At 68.6% G+C, this 19,685-nt stretch carries 28 protein-coding genes; 22 read left to right on the forward strand and 6 right to left on the reverse strand.

Translation table 11 applies throughout. The annotated features are described in order from the left end of the window. Positions 1–57: 57 nt before the first annotated feature. The 21 genes from ATM97_RS06640 (at position 58) to ATM97_RS06740 (ending at position 16,036) form a co-directional block, all read left to right on the forward strand. Positions 58–387, forward strand: a complete 330-nt coding sequence (locus ATM97_RS06640) for a hypothetical protein (protein ID WP_218717061.1) — start codon at positions 58–60, stop codon at positions 385–387. Next, a complete protein-coding gene (locus ATM97_RS06645) occupies positions 388–930 on the forward strand; it encodes a hypothetical protein (RefSeq protein ID WP_218717062.1) in 543 nt (180 codons plus the stop codon). Next, complete coding sequence (locus ATM97_RS06650) at positions 927–1,232, forward strand: hypothetical protein (protein WP_218717063.1); 306 nt, start codon at positions 927–929, stop codon at positions 1,230–1,232. Before ATM97_RS06645 ends, ATM97_RS06650 begins: the two co-directional genes overlap by 4 nt. Positions 1,233–1,235: 3 nt before the next feature. Next, entirely contained in the window at positions 1,236–1,496 is a 261-nt protein-coding gene (locus ATM97_RS06655) for a hypothetical protein (protein WP_218717064.1), read from the forward strand. Continuing rightward, entirely contained in the window at positions 1,493–1,897 is a 405-nt protein-coding gene (locus tag ATM97_RS06660; RefSeq protein ID WP_218717065.1) for a hypothetical protein, read from the forward strand. The genes ATM97_RS06655 and ATM97_RS06660 overlap by 4 nt, the downstream gene beginning before the upstream one ends. Before the next feature lie 70 nt (positions 1,898–1,967). Further along, positions 1,968–2,774, forward strand: a complete 807-nt coding sequence (locus ATM97_RS06665; RefSeq protein WP_218717066.1) for a hypothetical protein — start codon at positions 1,968–1,970, stop codon at positions 2,772–2,774. A 92-nt stretch (positions 2,775–2,866) separates the two neighbouring features. Beyond that, positions 2,867–3,187, forward strand: coding sequence for a hypothetical protein (locus ATM97_RS06670; protein WP_218717067.1), 321 nt, complete (start codon positions 2,867–2,869; stop codon positions 3,185–3,187). Continuing rightward, positions 3,184–3,540: a hypothetical protein gene (locus ATM97_RS06675; RefSeq protein WP_218717068.1), complete on the forward strand. Its 357-nt coding sequence runs from the start codon at positions 3,184–3,186 to the stop codon at positions 3,538–3,540. Before ATM97_RS06670 ends, ATM97_RS06675 begins: the two co-directional genes overlap by 4 nt. Continuing rightward, positions 3,501–3,917, forward strand: coding sequence for a hypothetical protein (locus ATM97_RS06680; RefSeq protein WP_218717069.1), 417 nt, complete (start codon positions 3,501–3,503; stop codon positions 3,915–3,917). The genes ATM97_RS06675 and ATM97_RS06680 overlap by 40 nt, the downstream gene beginning before the upstream one ends. Before the next feature lie 11 nt (positions 3,918–3,928). Continuing rightward, a complete protein-coding gene (locus ATM97_RS06685) occupies positions 3,929–7,870 on the forward strand; it encodes a hypothetical protein (protein WP_218717070.1) in 3,942 nt (1,313 codons plus the stop codon). 8 nt (positions 7,871–7,878) lie between these two features. After that, complete coding sequence (locus ATM97_RS06690) at positions 7,879–8,844, forward strand: hypothetical protein (RefSeq protein ID WP_218717071.1); 966 nt, start codon at positions 7,879–7,881, stop codon at positions 8,842–8,844. A 1-nt stretch (position 8,845) separates the two neighbouring features. Next, positions 8,846–10,534 (forward strand): phage tail protein, encoded by a 1,689-nt coding sequence (locus ATM97_RS06695; RefSeq protein ID WP_218717072.1) that lies wholly within the window; start codon positions 8,846–8,848, stop codon positions 10,532–10,534. A 37-nt stretch (positions 10,535–10,571) separates the two neighbouring features. Then, on the forward strand, positions 10,572–10,808 hold the full coding sequence (locus tag ATM97_RS06700) for a hypothetical protein (RefSeq protein WP_218717073.1): 237 nt from the start codon (positions 10,572–10,574) through the stop codon (positions 10,806–10,808). Between the two features lie 68 nt (positions 10,809–10,876). Continuing rightward, complete coding sequence (locus tag ATM97_RS06705; protein ID WP_308248394.1) at positions 10,877–11,497, forward strand: DUF2744 domain-containing protein; 621 nt, start codon at positions 10,877–10,879, stop codon at positions 11,495–11,497. Next, on the forward strand, positions 11,494–12,342 hold the full coding sequence (locus ATM97_RS06710) for an N-acetylmuramoyl-L-alanine amidase (protein WP_255587308.1): 849 nt from the start codon (positions 11,494–11,496) through the stop codon (positions 12,340–12,342). Before ATM97_RS06705 ends, ATM97_RS06710 begins: the two co-directional genes overlap by 4 nt. 101 nt (positions 12,343–12,443) lie before the next feature. Beyond that, complete coding sequence (locus ATM97_RS06715; protein WP_218717075.1) at positions 12,444–12,605, forward strand: hypothetical protein; 162 nt, start codon at positions 12,444–12,446, stop codon at positions 12,603–12,605. A gap of 18 nt (positions 12,606–12,623) precedes the next feature. Continuing rightward, on the forward strand, positions 12,624–12,983 hold the full coding sequence (locus tag ATM97_RS06720; protein WP_218717076.1) for a hypothetical protein: 360 nt from the start codon (positions 12,624–12,626) through the stop codon (positions 12,981–12,983). Between the two features lies 1 nt (position 12,984). Next, on the forward strand, positions 12,985–13,815 hold the full coding sequence (locus tag ATM97_RS06725; RefSeq protein ID WP_218717077.1) for a hypothetical protein: 831 nt from the start codon (positions 12,985–12,987) through the stop codon (positions 13,813–13,815). 9 nt (positions 13,816–13,824) lie between these two features. After that, positions 13,825–14,232: a hypothetical protein gene (locus tag ATM97_RS06730; protein WP_218717078.1), complete on the forward strand. Its 408-nt coding sequence runs from the start codon at positions 13,825–13,827 to the stop codon at positions 14,230–14,232. A 12-nt stretch (positions 14,233–14,244) separates the two neighbouring features. Next, positions 14,245–14,688: a hypothetical protein gene (locus ATM97_RS06735; RefSeq protein ID WP_218717079.1), complete on the forward strand. Its 444-nt coding sequence runs from the start codon at positions 14,245–14,247 to the stop codon at positions 14,686–14,688. Between the two features lie 4 nt (positions 14,689–14,692). Further along, a complete protein-coding gene (locus tag ATM97_RS06740; RefSeq protein ID WP_218717080.1) occupies positions 14,693–16,036 on the forward strand; it encodes a hypothetical protein in 1,344 nt (447 codons plus the stop codon). Positions 16,037–16,103: 67 nt separating this feature from the next. Here ATM97_RS06740 and ATM97_RS06745 read toward each other — a convergent pair whose 3' ends face one another. The 6 genes from ATM97_RS06745 to ATM97_RS06770 form a co-directional block, all read right to left on the reverse strand. Beyond that, positions 16,104–16,295: a hypothetical protein gene (locus tag ATM97_RS06745; RefSeq protein ID WP_218717081.1), complete on the reverse strand. Its 192-nt coding sequence runs from the start codon at positions 16,293–16,295 to the stop codon at positions 16,104–16,106. Between the two features lie 167 nt (positions 16,296–16,462). Next, positions 16,463–16,918 carry a hypothetical protein gene (locus ATM97_RS06750; RefSeq protein WP_218717082.1) on the reverse strand — a complete coding sequence of 152 codons (456 nt, stop codon included), beginning with the start codon at positions 16,916–16,918 and terminating at the stop codon, positions 16,463–16,465. After that, complete coding sequence (locus tag ATM97_RS06755) at positions 16,870–17,100, reverse strand: hypothetical protein (protein WP_218717083.1); 231 nt, start codon at positions 17,098–17,100, stop codon at positions 16,870–16,872. Before ATM97_RS06755 ends, ATM97_RS06750 begins: the two co-directional genes overlap by 49 nt. A 187-nt stretch (positions 17,101–17,287) precedes the next feature. Continuing rightward, positions 17,288–17,665 (reverse strand): hypothetical protein, encoded by a 378-nt coding sequence (locus ATM97_RS06760; RefSeq protein ID WP_218717084.1) that lies wholly within the window; start codon positions 17,663–17,665, stop codon positions 17,288–17,290. Further along, a complete protein-coding gene (locus tag ATM97_RS06765) occupies positions 17,662–17,898 on the reverse strand; it encodes a hypothetical protein (protein ID WP_218717085.1) in 237 nt (78 codons plus the stop codon). Before ATM97_RS06765 ends, ATM97_RS06760 begins: the two co-directional genes overlap by 4 nt. Continuing rightward, positions 17,895–18,149: a hypothetical protein gene (locus ATM97_RS06770; protein ID WP_218717086.1), complete on the reverse strand. Its 255-nt coding sequence runs from the start codon at positions 18,147–18,149 to the stop codon at positions 17,895–17,897. Before ATM97_RS06770 ends, ATM97_RS06765 begins: the two co-directional genes overlap by 4 nt. 277 nt (positions 18,150–18,426) lie before the next feature. On the opposite strand from ATM97_RS06770, the gene ATM97_RS06775 reads away from it, so the two are divergent. Then, positions 18,427–19,653, forward strand: a complete 1,227-nt coding sequence (locus ATM97_RS06775; RefSeq protein WP_218717087.1) for a helix-turn-helix domain-containing protein — start codon at positions 18,427–18,429, stop codon at positions 19,651–19,653. Positions 19,654–19,685: the final 32 nt, after the last annotated feature.

Consider the following 19,685-nt stretch of genomic DNA (forward strand, 5'->3'; position numbering starts at 1 on the left):
TCGCGGGCGGCCGGTGCCCCGGCCCCGGCCGCCCGCACTCAGCAGGAGGAGGGATGCATGTCCGAACTTCGCGTGTACGAGGTCGAGGTGCACGGGTGGCCGACCACGTTGCAGCTCACCGAGACCGACGCCGCCGCGCGCGGTCTCACCGACGAGGACACCGTCGAGCATCGCACCGCGGTACGCGAGTGGCTCGCGGCCGAGGTCGTCGAGACCGCCCGCCTCGAGGCCGAGCAGGTCGCCGCCGAGTCCGCGCGTCTGGCCGAGGAGGAGGTCGCGCAGCGGAGCGCCGCCGAGGCGCCTTCGACCGCCGAGGCCGAGGAGGCGCCCGCCAAGGGCCGCACCCCGGCGAACAAGTCCCGGACCGCGGCGAATAAGGGCACGTAGGTGACCGCCCCGCCGCTGCTCGACCTCGCGGCGTTCCAAGCGCTCGTATCCGGGACCGACCTCGAGGCGACCCGGCTCGCCGGGATCGTCCAGGAAATCCGCGACTACTGCGGATGGCACATCGCCCCGGCCTACGATGCCGTGTTCACCGTCGACGGCAACGGCACCGCTGTACAGCAGCTCCCCACCCTGCGCCTGAACTCGGTTGCCTCGGTGACCGAGTCCGGGACCGTCCTGCCGGACTACGGCTACGAGTGGTCGCAAGACGGCTCGCTGCGCAAGTGGAGCTGCTGGACGACTCGGTACCGAGGGATCGTCGTCGAGGCGAACCACGGGTACGAGACCGTGCCCGCGAACATCGTCTCGGTGATCCTCGACGCCGCATCGTCGGCAATCGCGGCACCGGTCGGCGAGGCCGTCGTCGGTGACGAGCCCGAGAAGATGGGCCCGTTCGAGTGGGGCGACCGGCCCGACCGCGGCGTCGTGCTCACCGCGGCGCAGCACCGGGTACTCGACCACTACCGACTCCCGTTCCGGCCATGAGCGAGACCGTGATCCGGCACCGCGGTGGCGGGATGGACGACAACAACAACCCGGTGCCGTGGGTCGACCTCCCGCTCACCGTGCGGGCTGTGGCGCCCGGCACAACCGCCGAGTACGTCGACCGCGGTCGCAACGGTGACCGGGTCGAGTACACGGTGTACGCCACGCCCGCCGTCGACATCACCAACGACGACGAGCTCACCGTGCGCGGTCGCCGATTCCTCGTGCAAGTCGAGGATTGGCGCTCTCCGCGCACCAACCGCACCGCCACCGTGGTGCTGTGCACGAGTGGGGAGGGGTAGCAGATGGCACTACGGGTCAAGGTCACCCTCGACCGCGAGGAGGTGGGTCGGCTGCTGCGTACCGCATGGGGTGACGACGTGGCCGAGCTCGCGAACGCCGTTGCCCGCGCGGCGGGTGGGCGGCGCAAGGGCGCGCGGGTGCGCCGCTTCACCTCCGACAGGCAGAAAGCGGCCGTGTCGGTACCCGCCGCCCGGCAGGCGAAAGACGGTGCGCTCACCCGCGCCGCTGCCGCTGTCGGGCTCACCGTGCGCGGGAAGCTGTGAAGCCGTACCGCCTGCCCGGCGATCCCGCTCGGGTGATCAAGGACTATCTCGCCACCGTGCTGCCGCCGCTCGTCGCCGCACCGGCGCCGACTGTCGGCATGGTGCTGCCGTCGTCCTGGTCGACAAGCAGCGCGCCCGCCGTCGTGGTGTTCGACGACAGCGGGCCCGTGCAGTGGCCGGTCACCACCTCGCCCACGGTGCGCGTCACCGTGTGGGCGAACGGTCGCGACCGGTCCCGCGCGATCGCGGGCCGGTGCCTCGGCGTGCTGCTCGCGCACCGGGTACCCGGTGTCGCCACCATCACCGAGCCGACGCTGTTGCTCGAGGCTGTCGACGAGAACAACCACGGCGTCATGACGTCGTTCACCGTGCGAGCGCTCGCCCGCACGATCGCGGGCTGACCGCGCCTAGCCACCTGCCCCGATTCCCGGCGGTGGGGGAAATCCGATCCTCACGAAAGGGGATACACGCATGTCTCTCGAACGTAATCCCGACGCCGTCCAGATCTTCGCGGACGCAGCGATTTTCGTCGGCAAGACGCTGACGCCGACCATGCCCGCCACCATCGAGGACGAGTTCGATTCGACGTGGGACAACCTCGGCATTCTAAACGGCGACGACGGCGTGAAGAACGCCAGGGAATGGGATACCACCGAGCATTTCGGGTGGGGCATCGGTCTCTACAAGAAGGGCTACAAGAACTACAAGGAGAACCGGGTTTTCACCTGCCTCGAGTCGAACAACACGACTCGGCGCATCGCGCACCCCGGTTCGACCGCGACACAGGTTCGCGTTCCGCGGCCCGGGAATTTCATCCTCGGGTTCGAGTTCATCAACGACCTCGGCGTGCCCGAGCGGCTCATCACCGCGCGGCCCGCGACGTGCTGGATTCCGAACCTCGACCGGAACGAGAGCGACCCGACCGGCCACGAGGTGACGGCCGACATCTTCGCCCGCGGCGACGGACTGCTGTACACGCGGCAGTACACCCCGATCCACGAGGTGCAGCTCGTCACGATCACCGGCACCCCGACCGGCGGCGCGTTCAAGCTCGCGGGCAGCGCGGACATCACCTACGACGCCGCGGCGTCGGCCGTGCAGACCGCGCTCGAGGCGGTGCTCGGTACCGGAAACGTCGCCGTCACCGGCTCGGCCGGTGGCCCGTACACCGTGACCTTGCAGGGCGAGCTCGCCGGACAGCCGAACGAGCTGCTCGTCGCCACCCACACCCTGACCGGCGGCACGGCGCCCGGCGTCACCGTCGCCGACGCGCCGTAACCCAGACGCGGCCGGGCCCCGGAATTACTGGCGTGGTTCGCCGGGCCCGGTCGCACTCTCCCCGAGGACCACGCCAGCAGGGAACCACGCCAATGCCCGACATCCCCACCGAGGCGGAGATCCGCGCCGGGGCGAAAGAGCTCGGCCTCGCCGACGAGAACGGCAACTACCGGCAGCGCGACCGCAACCGGATCGCCGCCGCTGTGCAGGCCGCCAAACAGGAGGCGGCCACAGCCGCCGATCCGGCCGCAGGCACAACCGCCGCCCAGCTCGCCCAGTTCGCCGACGAGCTCAACACTGCGGGCCCGTTCCGCGACGAGACCACCACCGCGGTTCTCGTCGAGGCGGCCCGCCACCTACTCGAGGCGCAAGGTCTGCGCCTCGCATCCAGAGAGGAAACCACGCCATCATGACCACTTCCCGAGCCCCCCGTAAGGCGCCGGCCAAGCGCGCCACCCCGCACAAGCCCGCCGGTGTGCGCGAGCCGCAGGACCACCTCAAGTCCGCGGCCGAACGCGAGGCCGACGGCGACGAGTTCGTCGAGTTCGAGTTCGAGGGCGTCACCTACACCGCGCCCGCGAACCTCGAGAAGACCAAGGGCGTCGCGCGGGCCCTCGACAACCAGCTCGGCACGATCGCGCTCGAGAAGCTGCTCGGCCCGGCCGAGTTCAAGAAGTTCCTCGACACCGACCCCTACGACGCGGACTACGTGAAGATGCTCGACGCGTGGGCCGACGCGGCCGGGTTCGACACCTCGGGAAACTAGCGACCCTGCTGCGGCTGCTCCGGGAAGTACCGGACAAGGTCGAGCGGGACCTGTCCCGCTATCACCATGTCCGGTACTCCGACCGGTGGCGCGTCGACGCCGCCGGGGTGCCGCTACTCACGCTGCGCGAGATCTGGGTCCGCATCGTCGACCTGCCCGGCGACTCGGCGATCGCAGCGCACGAGAACGGCGGAACGCCGCGGTGGGGCGTATCCGAGCACCTGCTCGCCGACATCTGGGGCGCACTGACCGGCCAACCGCACGCCGGACGCCCCAAATCACCCGCACAACGCGCCATCACAGCCGCCCGCCGTCGCGCGACGCGGCAGGTCCAAGCGCGGTTCGCACGCCGCCGCCGAGCGATCGGCACCGAGTGAGGGGGTGAGCCATGTCCACCGCGTACGCCACGCTCGAGGTAATCCCCACCGTCCGGGGAATCACAGGCCGAATCGAGCGGCAGATCTCGGGACCGCTCACCGCCGCCGGACAGAAAGCCGGACGTGACACCGGTACCGCGATCACCTCCGGCATCGGGTCGGCACAGTGGGAGACCACCGGCCGGGCGGCCGGGGCGCGCGTCGGAACCGGACTCAAGGCGTCGAGCCTGAGAGCTGGCCACGACGCCGGGCGGTCGATCGCTTCGGGCATGGCCAGCGCGAACTACGAGGCGGCCGGGCGCGACGCGGCAGGCCGGTTCCGCGCCGGGCTCGTCTCGTCCGGGCGAGCGACCGGCCGCGACACCGGCCGCGCGATCTCCGAGGGCGTACGCAGCGAGGACTACCAGGCGACCGGGCGCTCGATCGCGTCCCGGCTCAGCTCTGGAATCACCACCGGCGTTCGGGGGATCACGCTCGGGTTCGGCGTCGCCACCAAGGCCGCGAGCCTGTTCATCGTCAACGCGGGCACGATCGCGTCCGTATTCGGCCTCGCGGCGAAGGTGGTCAAGTCGTTCTCGGCCGCGACGTTCGTCTCGGCGGTCGCGCTGCAACAGGTCGCCTCGACCGGGCTCACGAAACTAGCCGGTGCGCTGCGCCTTATCGCCGCGATCGCGAGCCGGGTGGCGAAGGAAATCGGGCAGATCACCGCGGCGTTCCTCGTGCTGCAAGGCGTCGTCCGCGTGATCGGGTTCATGACGAACTTCGCCAAGCGGCTCGCGATCATGACCGTCGGCGGCGCCGCGGCGATCGGCGTCGTGTCCGGTCTGGCGACCATCGTCGGCGGCGCGCTCAGTACCGCACTGACCGCCGGGGCGCTGGCGCTCGGCGCGTTCGCCGGTGCCGCGGCCGGTATCGGCGGCCCGGCCATTTTCGCGCTCAAGGTCGGAATGAAGGGCCTCGCCGACGGCGCTGCGGATTTCAACAAGCAATTCAGCGATGCCGACGAGGCATTCAACAAAATGATCGGCCAGCGCATGGGGCCGATGCTGACCGCCGTTCGCACATTGCGAATGGAAATGGTCGACCGATTCTCGGCCGAACTCGTTCCCGCTTTCCAGCGCATCGGCGTCGGAATCGACCAGGTGCGCGGCAAATTCGGGTGGATGTCTGTCTACATGGGACAGATCGGCCAAGACATCGCGATGTCTCTCACCGGGCCGGGCACGATCGAGGCGTTCCAGAAAATGGGCGACGCGTCGGGCGTGTTCTTCCAACACCTCAACAAGGGTGAATCGGGCCTCGGTGGATTGTCGTCCGGTCTGGTCACATTCGCCAGCACCGCCGCGACCGCGTTCCAGGATTCCAGCCGCGGCCTGAACGACCTGTTCCTCGACCTCGGCGAGAAGCTGCGCACGATCACGCCCGAGCAGATCCGCGGCGCGCTCGACCAGTTCCGGCAGGTGTTCACCAACATCTCGAACGTCGCCGGACCGCTGTTCAACCTGTTCCGGCAGCTCGGCCAGATCTCGGCGCAGGGCCTCGCCCCCGGGTTCGTCGCCGTCGGAAACGCGATCCGCGAGGCCACGCCCGCGCTGCTGAACATGGGCGGCATCATCATGCCCGCGCTCGGGCGGGTGATGCAGGAACTCGCACCGCTCATCCCGCGACTCGTCGAGGCGTTCACCCCATGGGCCACCACGCTGGCCACCGTCGCGCCGCACCTGGCCGCGATGGTCGCGCACATGGCGCCGCTCGCGCCGTACCTGCTCATGATCGCGACCGGGTTCAAAATCGCCGGCGCCGTGATGCTGCTGTGGAACGCCGCCGCGTTCGCCGGTGCCGTCGCGCAAGGCGTGTTCGCCGCGGCGACCGGCCGCAGCGCGGCGACGCTCACCGGCAACACGATCGCGCTCGCGGCGCACAGGGTCGCGCTCATCGCCGGTGCGGTCGCCGCTCGCGCGTTCGGCGTGGCGATGACTTTCGCCACCGGCCCTATCGGGTTGATCGTCCTGGCCGTCGCTGCGGTCGGCGCGGCGCTGTGGGCGTTCTTCACCAAGACCGAGATCGGCAAGAAATGGTGGGCCGCCATCTGGTCCGGGATTCAGACCGCCGTGTCGGTGGCGTGGGAATACCTGAAAGTCGCGTGGCAGGGAATTCTCGCCGGAATTCAGTGGATCGGCGACAAGGTCAATTGGCTGTGGGTGAACGTATTCTCGCCCGCGTTCGGGTTCATCGGTGCGCTGATTTCGGCGTGGTGGACCGGCATCGTGCAGCCTGCTTTCGAGGGCCTGAAAACTGCGATCGGCATTGTCGGCGACGCAATCTCGTGGTGGTGGAACTCGATCGTCACACCCGCGTTCGATGCAGTCGGCGCCGCCATCTCGTATTTCTGGGAGAACTTCGGCTCGCCGATCTTCAACAACTTCAAGACCATTATCGGTCTCGTCGGCGACGCAATCTCGTGGTGGTGGAACACCATCGCGGTACCCGGATTCCAGGCCGTCGGCGCGGTGATGTCGTGGCTGTGGGACAACGTCGGGTCGCCGGTGTTCAACAACCTCAAGACCGGGATCGGCCTCGTCGGCGACGCGTTCTCGTTCTTCAAGGACAACGTCGTCGACCCGGTGTTCGGTGGGATCGGCGATGCGATCTCGTTCGCGTGGGACAACGTCGTATCGCCCATCTTCGACAAGCTCAAGACCGGGATCGGGCTCGTCGGCGACGCGTTCGGCACCGCCGGTGGCGTGATCAAGTCGATGTGGTCGGGCGTCGCCGACATCCTGCGCCCGGCCGTGCATTTCCTCGGCAACATCCTGGCCAAGGTCCCGAGCAGCATCGGCCCGATCGAGATCCCCGGCGCCGGTGCCGCACAGGACCTCGGCCGGGCGATGCAGTCGTTCCGAAACGGCGGCCCGGTCTCCGGCGCGGGCACCGCCACGAGCGACAGCATCCTCGCCGCCCTGAGCAATGGCGAGTTCGTCGTGCGGGCCCGGTACGCGCAGCAGTACCTACCGCTGCTTGAGGCGATCAACAACGGCCGCCCACTGCCCGCCTACGCCGGTGGCGGCCTGGTCGACATTCAGAACTGGCTACGGGGCGAGGCGGGCAAGCCGTATCAGTACGGCGGCACCGGTAACCCGAGCTGGGACTGCTCGGGCATCACGGGTGGCGCATGGGCCAAGGTCACCGGCAAGACCCCGAACGCCCGCTACTTCACCACCGACAGCGATTTCGGGTCGATGGGCTGGAAGTCGGGACCCGGCGGTGCGGGCGATCTCACCATCGGCACCAACGGCGGCAGCGGCACCGGCGGGCACATGTCCGGTCGGCTCGGCGACCTGAAATTCGAGTCGTCCGGCACGGACGGCGTCGAGGTCGGCTCGGGCGCACAGGACCCGTCGACCTTCGCGCAGCAATGGCACTGGCCGGTCGGCGGCAACCCGCTCAGCAGCGGCACCGGCGGCACCGGTGGTAGTGGCGCAGGCGGTTCGGGCGGGACGAGTGGGCTCGGCTCCGGCGGCACCGGGGGATCGGGCGCCGGCGGGGCGAGCACGGCGGGTGCGGCCACTTCGCGGCCGTCGGGCACCGCGGTGCCGGTGTGGGTCGACAACTGGCCGTCGTCGTTGTCGACGAGCAGCTCGTCGGCGAGCACCGCGGCCTCGGACACGACGACCTCGTCGTCGCCGTCGAGCGTGAGCCCGACGAGCGACAACACCGACGGCTCGTTCGACCAGGCCGCCGCGGTGAACGCGGCGTTCTCCAAGTTCAACAGCGCCATGTCCGACGCCGGTTCGACGTTCCTCAAGGGCCAGAAGTCGAGCCTTCCCGGTGTCGGCGGCTACGTCGAGGGGATCGAGAAGACCGTCAACAACTGGTCGATCGTCGTCGCCGATGTGTACGAGGCGATCAGTGCAGCCACCCGCGAGCAGAAGCGCCAGACGGCGGGGAAGTAGGGGCGAACGTGGGTGTGTACGCAACGGTCGAGCTGTTCGGATGTGACGGCTCGTATTTCTGCCTGTCCGGCGCCGAGGCGGGCAATCAGGGCGTGGTACTCGAGACCGGGCCGCAGGGCCTCTACGACGCCCCGGTCAAGGTGATGATGAAGCGCGGGGCGTTCGAGGTCGGCGGCAAACCGGCCAAGGTCGACCGGCCGTATCGCGAGCTCGACCTGTCGCTTGGCGCATTCAGCGACGACCCCGAGGACTGGGCCGAGATCGACTCGGCGCTGCGGATGGCTCTCGATTACGAGGTCGACCCGTGGGACCCGGACGCGAAACCGGCGCGCCTGTCGATCACCACCGACCGCAGCGGTACCCGGTCCCTCGACGTGCTGCTGCTCGATTCGCCGATTATGGCGATGGACACCGACCCATGGGACTACAGCCAATCGTCGTTGCCCGCGAAACTCGTTGCTTCGCAACCAATGTGGTACGAGCCGGATTGGCTCGGCGATGACGAGCACCCGGCGGGATGGCAGATGTCGGGCGGGTCGTCGGGCTCGGGCGAAGTGTGGGTGTGCAACCCGACCGACCGGCCGATGCTGCACACGGTCGTCGTCACCGGCGACGGCCGCGCGCACATCGCCGATTTCTCGTGGACGGGGCCGAAGGGCGCGCGCGTGCCGGGCGTCGACTTCCGCTCGGGTCGTGACGACTCCGACCGGATGGTCGTCACGATGCCAATCGGCGCGGTGAACGGGCACGGTCTGACGGCGCATGTCGACCGGATGCGCATCCCGTTCGAGGACTTCACCGGCACGAACGTGGTCGGCCTCATGCACGGCAACCGCCTGTTGTACGCGGTCCCGCCCTACACGCCATGGACGGCGCTACCGGTCGCCGCGTCCGAGGTCACGAGCGCCACGTTCGGAATCCTGTTCCGCCAACCGCGGTTGTGGTCGCGCCCGTGGGGATTGGAGAAGTTCTGACATGGCGGTGATGTCGGCCGAGCTGCTCGCCGAGTGCGAGGCGATCTGGGAAGTCACCGAGGAACGCGACCGGCAGCGCGCCGCGCAGCGCCTCGAGGTGCCCGACGTCATGGTCTATGACGGCGAGTTCAACATGCAGGGCTGGCTCGACGCCGCATACCTGGGCGATTTCGAGTGGAAGGACAACGACACCGGCGCCGGGATCACCGAGCTGCCGTGGGATCACTATCTCGCGCAATGGATGTGGGACGAGCACGGCCGCATCGCTCGTGGCGAGAAACGGCAAGTGCACATCGTCGTCGAGTGCCGCAACGGCGCGCGATGGTCCGGCCGACTCGACTCGGTCTCGCCCGAGAAGCGCGAGGACGGCTCGGAAGTCCTTGTCGTGGAATGGCTTTCGGACTACGAGACAGTCAAGTGGTACACGGTATGGAGCAACGCAGCCCTACCATCGATTTTCCAGTTTCCCCGGGTTTTCATGCTGGCCGGCGGGGCGCGCTGGTGCCTGCTCACCGCCCTCCACCTGCAAGTTATGCGTGAGCAGCAGAACTGGTGGAACCTGCCCGACGACCCACTCGACCCGGGGTCATGGGTGCCCGCCGATGTCTCGCAATGGTCGGTTGTCGTCAAGCCGCATTCGTTCCTCGACGACCTCGAGGACGGCATTCTGTGGTCGCTGCTGAGCTCGCGGTTCAAGAACTGGCACGACATCGCCAAGCCCATTCTCGCCGACGCCGAGCTGTCGGTCGTGTGGCGCCGGTACATGCCCGACCTCGGCGACGAGCAGCCGATTCCCGGGATGACGCTGCGCCCGGGTGCGCTCGTGATCGACATCGTCGACCGGAGCGGATTCTACAACCAGGGCACCGCGAACGGCGGCACGTTGTGGGACGGTCTCACTCGCACTCTTGCCCAGTTCGTCGGCGGGTTCATTGACCCGGTCGTCGAGGAAGTCGCCGATATCGACGAGCCGACGTACAAGATCCCGGGCCTGATCTCGACGGCGAAGACGACGCCCTACGTGGTGTGGCTCGAGGGCGAAGAGACCGGCATTCAGTCGAGCAAGAACAAGCGGTGGCCGTCCAAGGGCGTGCAGGTGGTCGTCGGCGGTCAGTCCATGTACGGCGTGAACGAGGCCATCTCAGCTACGGTGCAGCTCGCATTTGATCTCCTGAGCGCCGCGCTGTTCATTCCCGCTCTTGGGGGCAGTGCTGACGCGCTCCTGGCCCCGCTCTACACCGGGACCGTCCTGGCCTGGATGAACGTTAAGTCGTTGGCGCGCAGTACAACTGACGGTTGGGCCGGGTACTTCGAGTACTTCCAGGACGGCGCCGACAGGGCGTTCACGATCGAGTCCCTGCTCGTCCTGCGCGCCGGATTCTGGGCCACTCGGACCAAGTTCGGCGTCGAGGTAAACGTTGCTGATGGTTCGCCATGGGTGATCGGCGACCAGGGTAAGGGGCACTGCTGGCTCGGCGACCGCGTCGGCTTCGGCCTGCTCGGCGACCGTACGGGCCGTATCCATGTCGACCGGATCAAGTCAATTCGGCTGCGCTACAGCGATTCCGAGCCGCTGTCGTGGGTGCCTGTCATCGGCGACACCTCCGACGACAAGGACCCCGCTGTGCGGGCTATCGAGAAGCTCGAGGGCGTGTTCTCCGCGCTGCACGACCTCGGCGTTTTCGGCTGAGTTCTCAACCACGCCAGAAAGATTGGAGGGCTACGGCATGTCGCAGCTCGTGTATTTCCAGATCCCCGCACCGCCGCGCGCCTGCCACCCGTTCACCGATATCCGATCGGCCGTCCCGCCGCCGGTGAAGCGGCCCCGGATGGCGATCAGCGTCGGCGAGGTCGCCCAGTTCGACGAGTGCGAGGACGAGTGCGACGAAATGTCGCAGGTCCCGGTCAGATACCGAGGCCGCGTCGTCGCCGCCCCGCTCGAGGCGATTCGGCCGGTCCTGTGAGCGACGAGACCGCGCCCCCGCAGGCGCCCGGCGCCGACCTACCGCCGCCGCAGCGGCGTGTGTGCACGGTGTGCGGCACCCGCCGGTGCCCGTGCCAGTGGTGCCACACCACATGCGGGATCGACCACTCGCCATGGCTGAACGCTGGCACTCTCCCCACAGTCGACACCTGCAACCCGGATTGCCCCGAAGAGGCGTTCTTGCCGTTCCTCGTCGGTCTGCCCGGGATGCGCGGCGCATCCATGGCCGTGCCGATTGCTGGGCTGAAACAGTGGTCGGTTCGCATCTGGAACGGCGGCGGTCGTCGTGTCGCTGAGCAGCGCGAGTTCTATTGGCCACCGCGCGCCGGCGAAATCAATCCGCTGTTCGCCGCGGGCGAGTGGAAGAACGAGCCGCCACCGCCCGATTGGTCGACCGAAGTCGACACGCAGGCACTCGCGAATGTGATGCAAGCCGAACTCAGTCGCCAGCTCGACGAACGCGACGCCGTCGCAGCAGCGGCCCGCCCCGCCGAGGTCGCCCGCGGCTACGTCACCAAGGTGACCCGATTCGACCCGGCCGAGCACACCGTCGTCGAGGTCCTCGCCCACCTCCGCACCGCAAGCACGGCCGAGGTCCGGCGCGTGATCGCGCTCGAGGCCGAGGGCAGCAAGCGGAACGGAATTCTCAAGCGACACAAGGAGGCATGATCATGGCCGATCCACTTTGGTTGCCCGATGTACTGCGCGCCGACGGACTCACCGTGCGCGAGTTCGAGGGATGGCGCGACCGCGGTCACGGCGATTTCGGCAATATCTGGGGCGTCGTCGCTCATCACACCGGCTCGTTCGGCGCGACGCCGGGCAGCATCGCCAATCACCCGCAACTCGGTCTGTGCTCGCAGCTCTACCTCGGCAGCGACGGCGTGTACACCGTCGTCGGCGCGGGCATCGCCTGGCACGCCGGGCAGGGCTCGTACCCGGGCCTGCCCGACAACAACGCGAACGGCTACACGATCGGGATCGAGGCGGCTAACGACGGCGGGGGCGCCCCTGGACGGCCGCACCGATCCTCATGGTCCGACGCGCAGTACGACGCCTACGTGCGCGGCGTGGCCGCGATCCTGCGCCACCTCGGGCACGACGCCTCGCACGTCATCGCGCACCGCGAATGGGCGGGCGCAGCGCAAGGGAAGTGGGACCCGGGCGCCATCGACATGCCGACGTTCCGCCGGGATGTGCAGGCCGCCATCAACCGCAAGCCGATTACGGGAGGTACCAACATGCCCAGTGCGAACGACGTCGCTAAGGCCCTACTCGAAACACGCATTCCCCGGCCGGACGGCACGCAGGGCGAGACCGTCGGCAACGTGCTGGCGTGGATCGACCAGCACGCCGCGCAGCTCGTCGTCGAGCAGCTCGGCCCCGGTTCCGAGGCGATCCGCGGGCCGGTCGTCAACCCGAAGCGGTGGACGGAACTCGGCGACCGGACGCAGGTCGAGGCGCTGGCGGCGCTGCTCGATTCCGCCGGCATCGGTCCCCGCAAGGCGAAGTGATGGCGCGGCACGCGCGACCCGAGGGCCCGTCACAGGTCCGGTTCCCGTGGCGCGCTGTCACTCGCTCGGTGTTTCAGGCGGGCGTCGGTATCGCCGCGGCTATGCCGGTGATCGTCGAGTCGTCGGGCCTGTCGTCGACCGCGTGGGGCGTCGGAACGGCGATCGGCGTCTCGGCGGCCGTCACTCGGATCATGGCCGTTCCCGCGGTGAATCTGGCGCTCGCGCAGTGGGCGCCCTGGCTCGCGGCCGAGCCGAGGCAGTGACCGCCCATGGTCTACACGGTGAGAGGTGACGACGTGCTGAACGAGATGATCGCCGTCGCGGGCGGCGCGCTAGGTGTGGGTGGCCTCGGCGGCACGGTGGTCGGTGCCGTCGTCGGCCGCCGGGGTCGCAAGGTCGACGCCCTCGAGAAGATAGAGGGCATCGCGACCCGGCTCGCCGACAAGGCAACCGAGGCGGCCGACAAGCGGGTCGAGCAGGTCGAGGCGAAACTGTCGGCCTACGAACAGCGCGACCACGAGCGCGAGCAGGCGCGCCGTGTGGCGTCGATGCTGCACACGCAATGGGATATGGCGATCGCCGAGCAGGTTCGCGCGCTCGGCGGCACCGTCCCACCGCCCCCGCCCCTCGAGGTGGTGTGAGGTGACGCAGCCCGACGGCGCGAATCCCGCAGGCGCGAAAAACCCGACCCGGCCCGGGGCGTTCCTCGAGTGGCAGAACGAGACCGAGGCGTCGATCTACAACAAGTCCAAGGCCCCGATCGTCGGGCCGACCGGCTCGGCGACCCGTGCTCAGCAGGATCTCGCTGCCACCGACGGAAATGTGATCCCGAACGGCGGCGGGCTGTGGAAAAGCTTCACGAGGGACGCCGATGCGACGTTCCCGCGGATCATGCTCGAACCGCAGGCGGACCGGACCGGCTCGGGCGGTACCTCGTCAGGCGGTAGCCACACACACCCGATGAACTACGACGACCCGCCGGACTACCAACCGGACGGACACGGGGCGAACTACGTCGAGTTGGGGTTCCTCGAGTGCACGCGAGACCGGTCATACAGTCGGGTCACGTTCGGTACCGGCAACAGCGTGACGGCGCTGGGTATCAACGCGATGTATGTCGGCGCGTACCTCATGGACAGCAGCACCGGGAACCTGTCGCTCATGGCCGCGACGGGCGACATCAAAGCGGCCGTTGTCGATACGAACCGCGAGTACACGTTCAACCTGCCCGCCTCGGTCGCCGCACTCAAGTCCGAGGTATGGGCGCTCGGCATCTTGCAAGTCACCGGCGCCGGTCAGACCTGCAAATCCATTCTTGCCAAACGCGTTTGGGGAATGGTCGCGCCACCGGGGGTGAAGCCCGGTGCGCTGTATGCGATCTCGCCGGGCGGGCAAACCGTGCTGCCGTTGTCGATCACCTACGCCTCGCTCGACTTCGGCGAGACCCGAGTCCCGTACTACGCCCTGAGCTAGGAGGCCGCCGTGACCGTGACCATCACGCAGAACCTACGCGATATCGCGGGCGTCGATGACAACTCGCCTGTGTGGTTCTCGCAGGCGCTGTACCCCCGGGTTGCCGAGGACGGCTCGACCATGATCACCACTCGCCGAGTGTCGGTCACGCCGGTGTCGGGCGTGCTGACGATCGAGCTCGAACCGGGCCCGGCCCGCGTTCAGATCGGTGGCCGGCACTACGACATCACCGTGCCCGACATCGACGCGACCCTGTGGCCGCTGATCGAGACCGGCCTACCCGCACCGGAATCACAGGTCGGTGCGGTCGTCCGCAACGGCGGCGGCATCGCCCGCCTACAGAAGATCACCGAGTCGGCGTATGCCGCTCTCGTCACTCCCGACCCCGAGACCGAGTACTCGGTCGTCCCCGACTAGGAGGGCATCGCCATGGCGACATTCACCGGCAAGTTTGCGGGCCTGTTCTTCAAGAGCCTGCTCAACAAGGAAATTGATTTCGATTCCGACGCAATCAAAATCATGCTGTGCACGAATGCCTACACGTTCGACCAGGACACCCACCAGTACAAGAACCAGGTCACGAACGAGGTCACGGGCACCGGCTACACCGCGGGCGGGCAGACCCTCACCTCGGTGACGGTCACCTACGACACCGCGACGAACACAATAAAGATGGACGCCGCCGACCCGTCGTGGCCGAACTCGACGATCACCGGCGCACGTAAGGCGATCGTGTACGACTCGACCCCAGGCACCGATGCAACGCGGCCGATCATCGCCTACCTCGAGTCCGATGTCGACCTGTCGACGACCTCGGGCACGCTGTCGATCACGTTCGACGCGGCGGGCATCGCGACGATCACAGTCGCCTAGTCCGATGCCCAAGTACACGCGCGGCGTCGAGCCGGTCGCGTTCTTCATCGGAACCGAGCCGGTGCTGCGCAAGTACGTCGGCTCGGTGCTGGTGTGGGACGGCACCCGCTCGGCCGTGGCGCAAGCGCTCGCCGCGACGGCCATCGCCGCGGTTCGCCCGGCGGTCGCCTCGGTCTCGATCACCGCGACCGCGAGCGCTGCGACCGCGGCGGCCGGTGCGAACACGGCGTCGGCGTCGGCCTCGGCGGGCGGCCTGGCGTCGGCCGCTACCGCGACGGCTCTCGTTCTCGACCATGTCCCGCACGCGACGGCAACGGCGACGACGACCGCGGCGACGGCAACAGCGGTCGTGAACGCCGCGGTCGCCGACGAGAATTTCGACGCCGTGGCGAACGCCATCGCCGCGACCGCCTCGGCCGCCGTGTCCGCCGCGACCGGCTCAGCCGACGCGATGGCAACGGCGACCCCGGCGACGGCGACGACGATCGTCTACGACGCGCACGGCGCCGGGTCGATGTCGGTCGCAGCGACGGCCGCCGCCGCGACGGCCGCGGTCCCCGCCCCGCAGATGTCGGCGAGCGCCACCGCGACGGCGATCGCCGCGACTGCTGCGGCGGCCGGCAACCCGGCCACGCCGTCGACCGGCTCGACAGTGCCGGCCACCGCAGCGACCGCGACCGCGACCGTCGTGACGGCGACCGGTTCGACCGGACGGACCTATTCGGACGACATGAACCGCGCCAACAACGCGAGCATGGGCGCCGACTACCGCGTCGACCGCAACGCCTCGCCACAGATCAACACCAACAAGGCGCAGATGAAGACGCAGGCGTTCGGCGAAGGCCGCGCGGGCTGCTGGGTGAGCTACCAGGGTGGCTCGGACTCGGGCCGGCTCGCGTCGGACCGGTACGCGGTCGAGCTCCAACTTGCGGCACCGGTGGGCAACCTCGCCACCAACAACATGACCGGCGGTGTGCTGGCCGTCGGCGATACATTCGGCGACGGGGTCATGTGCTACTTCGTGGTGACGACGGCGAACGGGTGCGCCATCTACACGCAGAGCGGGCTACCGCCAACGAGCGGCATCTCGACTGGGCAGACCGGGCAGACGCAGCGCGCGGTCACGGCGACGAACGCCGCCACGACCGACCTGTTCAAGTTCGAGCGAGACGGAAACCTGTTCACGCTGTACAGGAATGGCTCAACGTTCCTGACATGGGACGACACCGGCGCGCTCGTCTCGTCGGGCTCGTCGTACCGGCGGTTCGGGTTTTTCGTCGAGGGGAACTACCCGTTCCAGGCGTACGCGTCACCGGCCGTCGATTCGATCGCGGCCTACGACCTGTAGCCGGACCCGAAAACGACTGCGCCCCCGCCAACCGGCGGGGGCGCAGTCGTCGTGTCGGGGGGAGAGGTCAGCGACCACCGAGCCCGTTCTTTTGCAGCCACTTGTCAACCCAGATGCTCGCCGCCTGCTTGTCGAGGGTGGGCCAGTTCATCTGCATGAGCTGAACGAGGACAAGCATCCTCGCGTCGTCCGCGCTCGACTTCGCCGACATGGCGGCGGCCGAGCCCTCAATGTTCTTCAAATCCTTCATGATTCCCATGGGCGTTCCTATCTATCCGACAAGTGCCAGCGCGGCGAGGTTCTCACTCTGCGCGCAGGCTACCCTCGGGCGTTGCCGTCCGTCCGGCGAACCGGCCGGTGGTAGCACGGCGTTACGACGCGAAGCGCCCCGCCGGTTGGGAATCCGGCGGGGCGCTGCTCGGTAGCTCAGGACTTCATGACGAACGACACGGCAAACTTGACCTCGCCGGGTCCTTCGGTCGTTCCGAACGCGCAGTGAGCACGCCACGTGTACGGGGTGTCGAGAGCGAGATCCTTGACGGTCGAGTGCCATTTGTAATCTGCGGGTACGGAGTCGTGCCGGTCGTGATAGTTGGGCATCCCGTCGACCGAGGCGGCGCAGCTCATCGTGTTTCCGGTGATGATCGCCTGCACCTCGGGGGCGAGGACGAGCGTCCAGAACAGGCGATTGCTGAAACCCGCCTCGGAGGCGTAGACGACATCGCCCGTCCATGTGCCGTGCTTCTTCTCGACGGCGGACTGATTTCCTGGGGAGAAGGTGACGACTGCCGGAACCTGCGCGGTCGCAGGGCCAGCGAGTAGGAGTGCCGTGGCTACGGCGACGAGAGTTGTGAGGATGGACGTACGTGTTCTGCTCGACATTCGAATTTTCCCTGTGGGGTCCAGTCGATCACGACGTCGACCGGCAGCCCCTCGTGCACCTCCGCGTGGCGGAGGCCGTCGAGGTCGGAGACGTGGAACCACACGTACGTGCCGTCGTCGTCCGTCTTGATGACGCCGGTGCCGTTGGTCGGCTTCCAGCGGTAAACGGTCGCGGGTACCACGGGTGTCCCCTCTCGTTGGGCTGCGCGGTCGAGTCCATGATCGCGCGGGCGGATCTGGAATTGCTACTACGGGTGACGCCCGGGCGATTCACCCCCTCTCCGGAACGTCTCGCGAGGTGTGATCACGTCGCAGGCCAGCGCGACGGCGCGCTCGGTGCCGCCGAGGTGCGCGCGAGCCCGGCCGCCCTCACCGCCAGCCCGGGCGGTCGTCGACCCACACGACCGGCGCGGCGATCGTGCCGTCGTAGACGCAGCGCCACAGCGTTTCTCGCGTCACCCGATGGCGGCGCGTCATCTCGGCTGTGTCGGCGAACGAGACAAGCGGCGGGCGCAGGAACGGCGCGCCGTCCGGCGACCACGCGCGGATGCACGCCAGCGACCAACCGGACCACCGGCCGACTTCGACGTCGGCCGACGGTACCCATACGCGCTCGCTCCAACGCCACTCGCGTACCTGCTGATACGGGTGGCCGGACAGCATCGCGAGTGTGCCGAGGCCGAAGTAGCGGCGCACCCCGGCGTCTCGCGGGTCGGGCTGTAGCAGCGCAACCGATGCGGCCGTCACCGGTCGACCTCGGTGTCGGTGACCGACAGCGGCGCCACGTCGACCGGGTCGCCGATCGCGCCGAGTGCGGACTGAACGTCGGCGTCGAGCTCGGCGAGTGTGAACGCAGCGACCGGCCACTCGACCCCGTACTCGTCGATCACCGACCATGATCCGTCGTCGCGCTGGCGCCATGCGACCGGGCGAGCCTGGTCGTCGTCGTGCCCGTCAAGGCGGGCAATCTCGCCGATCACCGGACGAGGTTCTTCGAGTTACGCGGGTCGGGCACGATGTGACCGGCCTCGACGAGCGCCTTGCGCGCGGCCCGCTTGCGGGCGCACGTGTCGAGCGGGCACGAGGCGTGACGCTGCATAGCGTGGTGCGCGCCGTCGATTGTGAACGGCCGGTCGGGTGCCTCGTGCGGCCACCCGATGACCAGCATGTCTCGGTCTAATAGGGCGTCGTCGGCGGCGATGTGCGCCGCCATCTCTGGTGTCGCAGCCATGGGCTACCCCCTGGGGTGAAGTGATGCGCCCCGGCGCCAGCGACTCGAGGTCAGCTGGTCGCCGCGGCGTAGGTGAATCGTGCTCGCCCCCTTGGGGTGCAGCGGGTAGCCGCGCCCCACCTTGCAAGTAGGGAGAATCTCCCCACCTGCCCGTTTCCCATATCGCCACGGGCACAACGCATCTATGCTGGTGGGACCTCTTCGCGGAGGGGCATCGCCCCCGGCCGACGGGCCGGGGGTATCCGCGAAGACGTCGACCCCGCGAAGGCAGGCAGATATGCCGACCCCAGACGAGCTCGCTGTAAAGGCGATCGGCGAGCGCATACAGAACATCCGCGAGCGCACGGGCAAGTCCCGCGAAGTCGTGGCCGGTCTTGTCGGCCGGTCTGTCGACTGGCTACGCGACGTGGAAAAGGGCCGCCTCAAGAACCCCCCGCCGCTCGACATGCTGCTGCGTGTCGGGCAGGCTCTCGGCGTGCGCGACCTCACTGAGATCACCGGCGACCATGAGTTGCTCGTCGGCGTTGCCCGCCGTGCGGGGCACCCGGTTGTTCCGGCGATCCGCGAGGCGATCGAGTCCGTGTACCTCACCCCGTCGCCGTCGCCCGTCGACCCGGCCGAGTTACGCGCGCGAGTCGAGCGAGCGTGGCGGCTGTGGCACACCTCGACCACGCCACGCGCCGATGCCGGCGCGATGCTGCCCGCGCTCATCCGTGACGGACGCCGCGCGGTGCGCACCCTCGACGGGCAGGACCGCCGGACAGCCGCCGCCGCACTGTCCGGCGCCTATGCACTGTCCGAGCAGGTGCTCGCGTGGGTCGCTGACGCGCCGCTGCTGTGGCTCGCGGCTGATCGGTGCATGTCGGCGGCCGAGGACGCAGACGACCCCGTGACGCTCGCCGCGGCGAGCTGGGTACTCGGCAACGTTTGGCGCGCGACCGGCCGCGAGGATGACGCCTACCAGCTCGCAACCGACGCCGTCGCGCTGCTTGCGCCACGTCTCGACGGCGACCAGGACGCGAAAGCGCTGTGGGGCGCGTGCCACCTGCACGGCGCGATCACCGCGGCCAAGATCGGCCGGGAGGGTGACGCGCTGCGCGGGATAGATCAGGCAATGGGGATGGCGCGTGCGCTGCCCACCGGGTCGGCGCACCCGTGGACGCTGTTCGGCGTCGCGAACACGGAAATCAGCGCGGTGTCGGTACAGGTCGAGCTGCGCAAGTCTGGTGGCGCGCTGGACGCGGCGAGCATCGTCGACCCCGACGCTATGCCGAGCGTCGACCGGCGGGCCCGGCTGTGGCTGGAACTGTCCCGGGCGTACGCGCAGCAGAAGGATTGGTTTGGCACGCTCGGTGCGTTGCGCACCGGCGCCTCGGTGTCTGAGGAATCCATGCGTTGCCACCCGCTGGCGCGCTCGCTCGCGGGCGAGCTCGTGACGCAGGGCGGGAAGATGGTCGAGCGGGAGTCGCGTGCTCTGGCCGGTCGGCTCGGCGTCACGGCATAACTTGGTGTAGAGGTACCCTGCCCGCCGCTGGA

The sequence above is a fragment of the Nocardia sp. MH4 genome (assembly GCF_019266065.1).
Taxonomy (GTDB): domain Bacteria; phylum Actinomycetota; class Actinomycetes; order Mycobacteriales; family Mycobacteriaceae; genus Nocardia; species Nocardia canadensis.

Coding starts and splice junctions, on each gene's coding strand:
- ATM97_RS06640 (WP_218717061.1), top strand. CDS start 58: ATGTCCGAACTTCGCGTGTACGAGGTCGAGGTGCACGGGTGGCCGACC.
- ATM97_RS06650 (WP_218717063.1), top strand. CDS start 927: ATGAGCGAGACCGTGATCCGGCACCGCGGTGGCGGGATGGACGACAAC.
- ATM97_RS06655 (WP_218717064.1), top strand. CDS start 1,236: ATGGCACTACGGGTCAAGGTCACCCTCGACCGCGAGGAGGTGGGTCGG.
- ATM97_RS06665 (WP_218717066.1), top strand. CDS start 1,968: ATGTCTCTCGAACGTAATCCCGACGCCGTCCAGATCTTCGCGGACGCA.
- ATM97_RS06670 (WP_218717067.1), top strand. CDS start 2,867: ATGCCCGACATCCCCACCGAGGCGGAGATCCGCGCCGGGGCGAAAGAG.
- ATM97_RS06675 (WP_218717068.1), top strand. CDS start 3,184: ATGACCACTTCCCGAGCCCCCCGTAAGGCGCCGGCCAAGCGCGCCACC.
- ATM97_RS06685 (WP_218717070.1), top strand. CDS start 3,929: ATGTCCACCGCGTACGCCACGCTCGAGGTAATCCCCACCGTCCGGGGA.
- ATM97_RS06695 (WP_218717072.1), top strand. CDS start 8,846: ATGGCGGTGATGTCGGCCGAGCTGCTCGCCGAGTGCGAGGCGATCTGG.
- ATM97_RS06700 (WP_218717073.1), top strand. CDS start 10,572: ATGTCGCAGCTCGTGTATTTCCAGATCCCCGCACCGCCGCGCGCCTGC.
- ATM97_RS06710 (WP_255587308.1), top strand. CDS start 11,494: ATGATCATGGCCGATCCACTTTGGTTGCCCGATGTACTGCGCGCCGAC.
- ATM97_RS06715 (WP_218717075.1), top strand. CDS start 12,444: ATGCCGGTGATCGTCGAGTCGTCGGGCCTGTCGTCGACCGCGTGGGGC.
- ATM97_RS06735 (WP_218717079.1), top strand. CDS start 14,245: ATGGCGACATTCACCGGCAAGTTTGCGGGCCTGTTCTTCAAGAGCCTG.
- ATM97_RS06740 (WP_218717080.1), top strand. CDS start 14,693: ATGCCCAAGTACACGCGCGGCGTCGAGCCGGTCGCGTTCTTCATCGGA.
- ATM97_RS06745 (WP_218717081.1), bottom strand. CDS start 16,295: ATGGGAATCATGAAGGATTTGAAGAACATTGAGGGCTCGGCCGCCGCC.
- ATM97_RS06750 (WP_218717082.1), bottom strand. CDS start 16,918: ATGTCGAGCAGAACACGTACGTCCATCCTCACAACTCTCGTCGCCGTA.
- ATM97_RS06770 (WP_218717086.1), bottom strand. CDS start 18,149: ATGGCTGCGACACCAGAGATGGCGGCGCACATCGCCGCCGACGACGCC.
- ATM97_RS06775 (WP_218717087.1), top strand. CDS start 18,427: ATGCCGACCCCAGACGAGCTCGCTGTAAAGGCGATCGGCGAGCGCATA.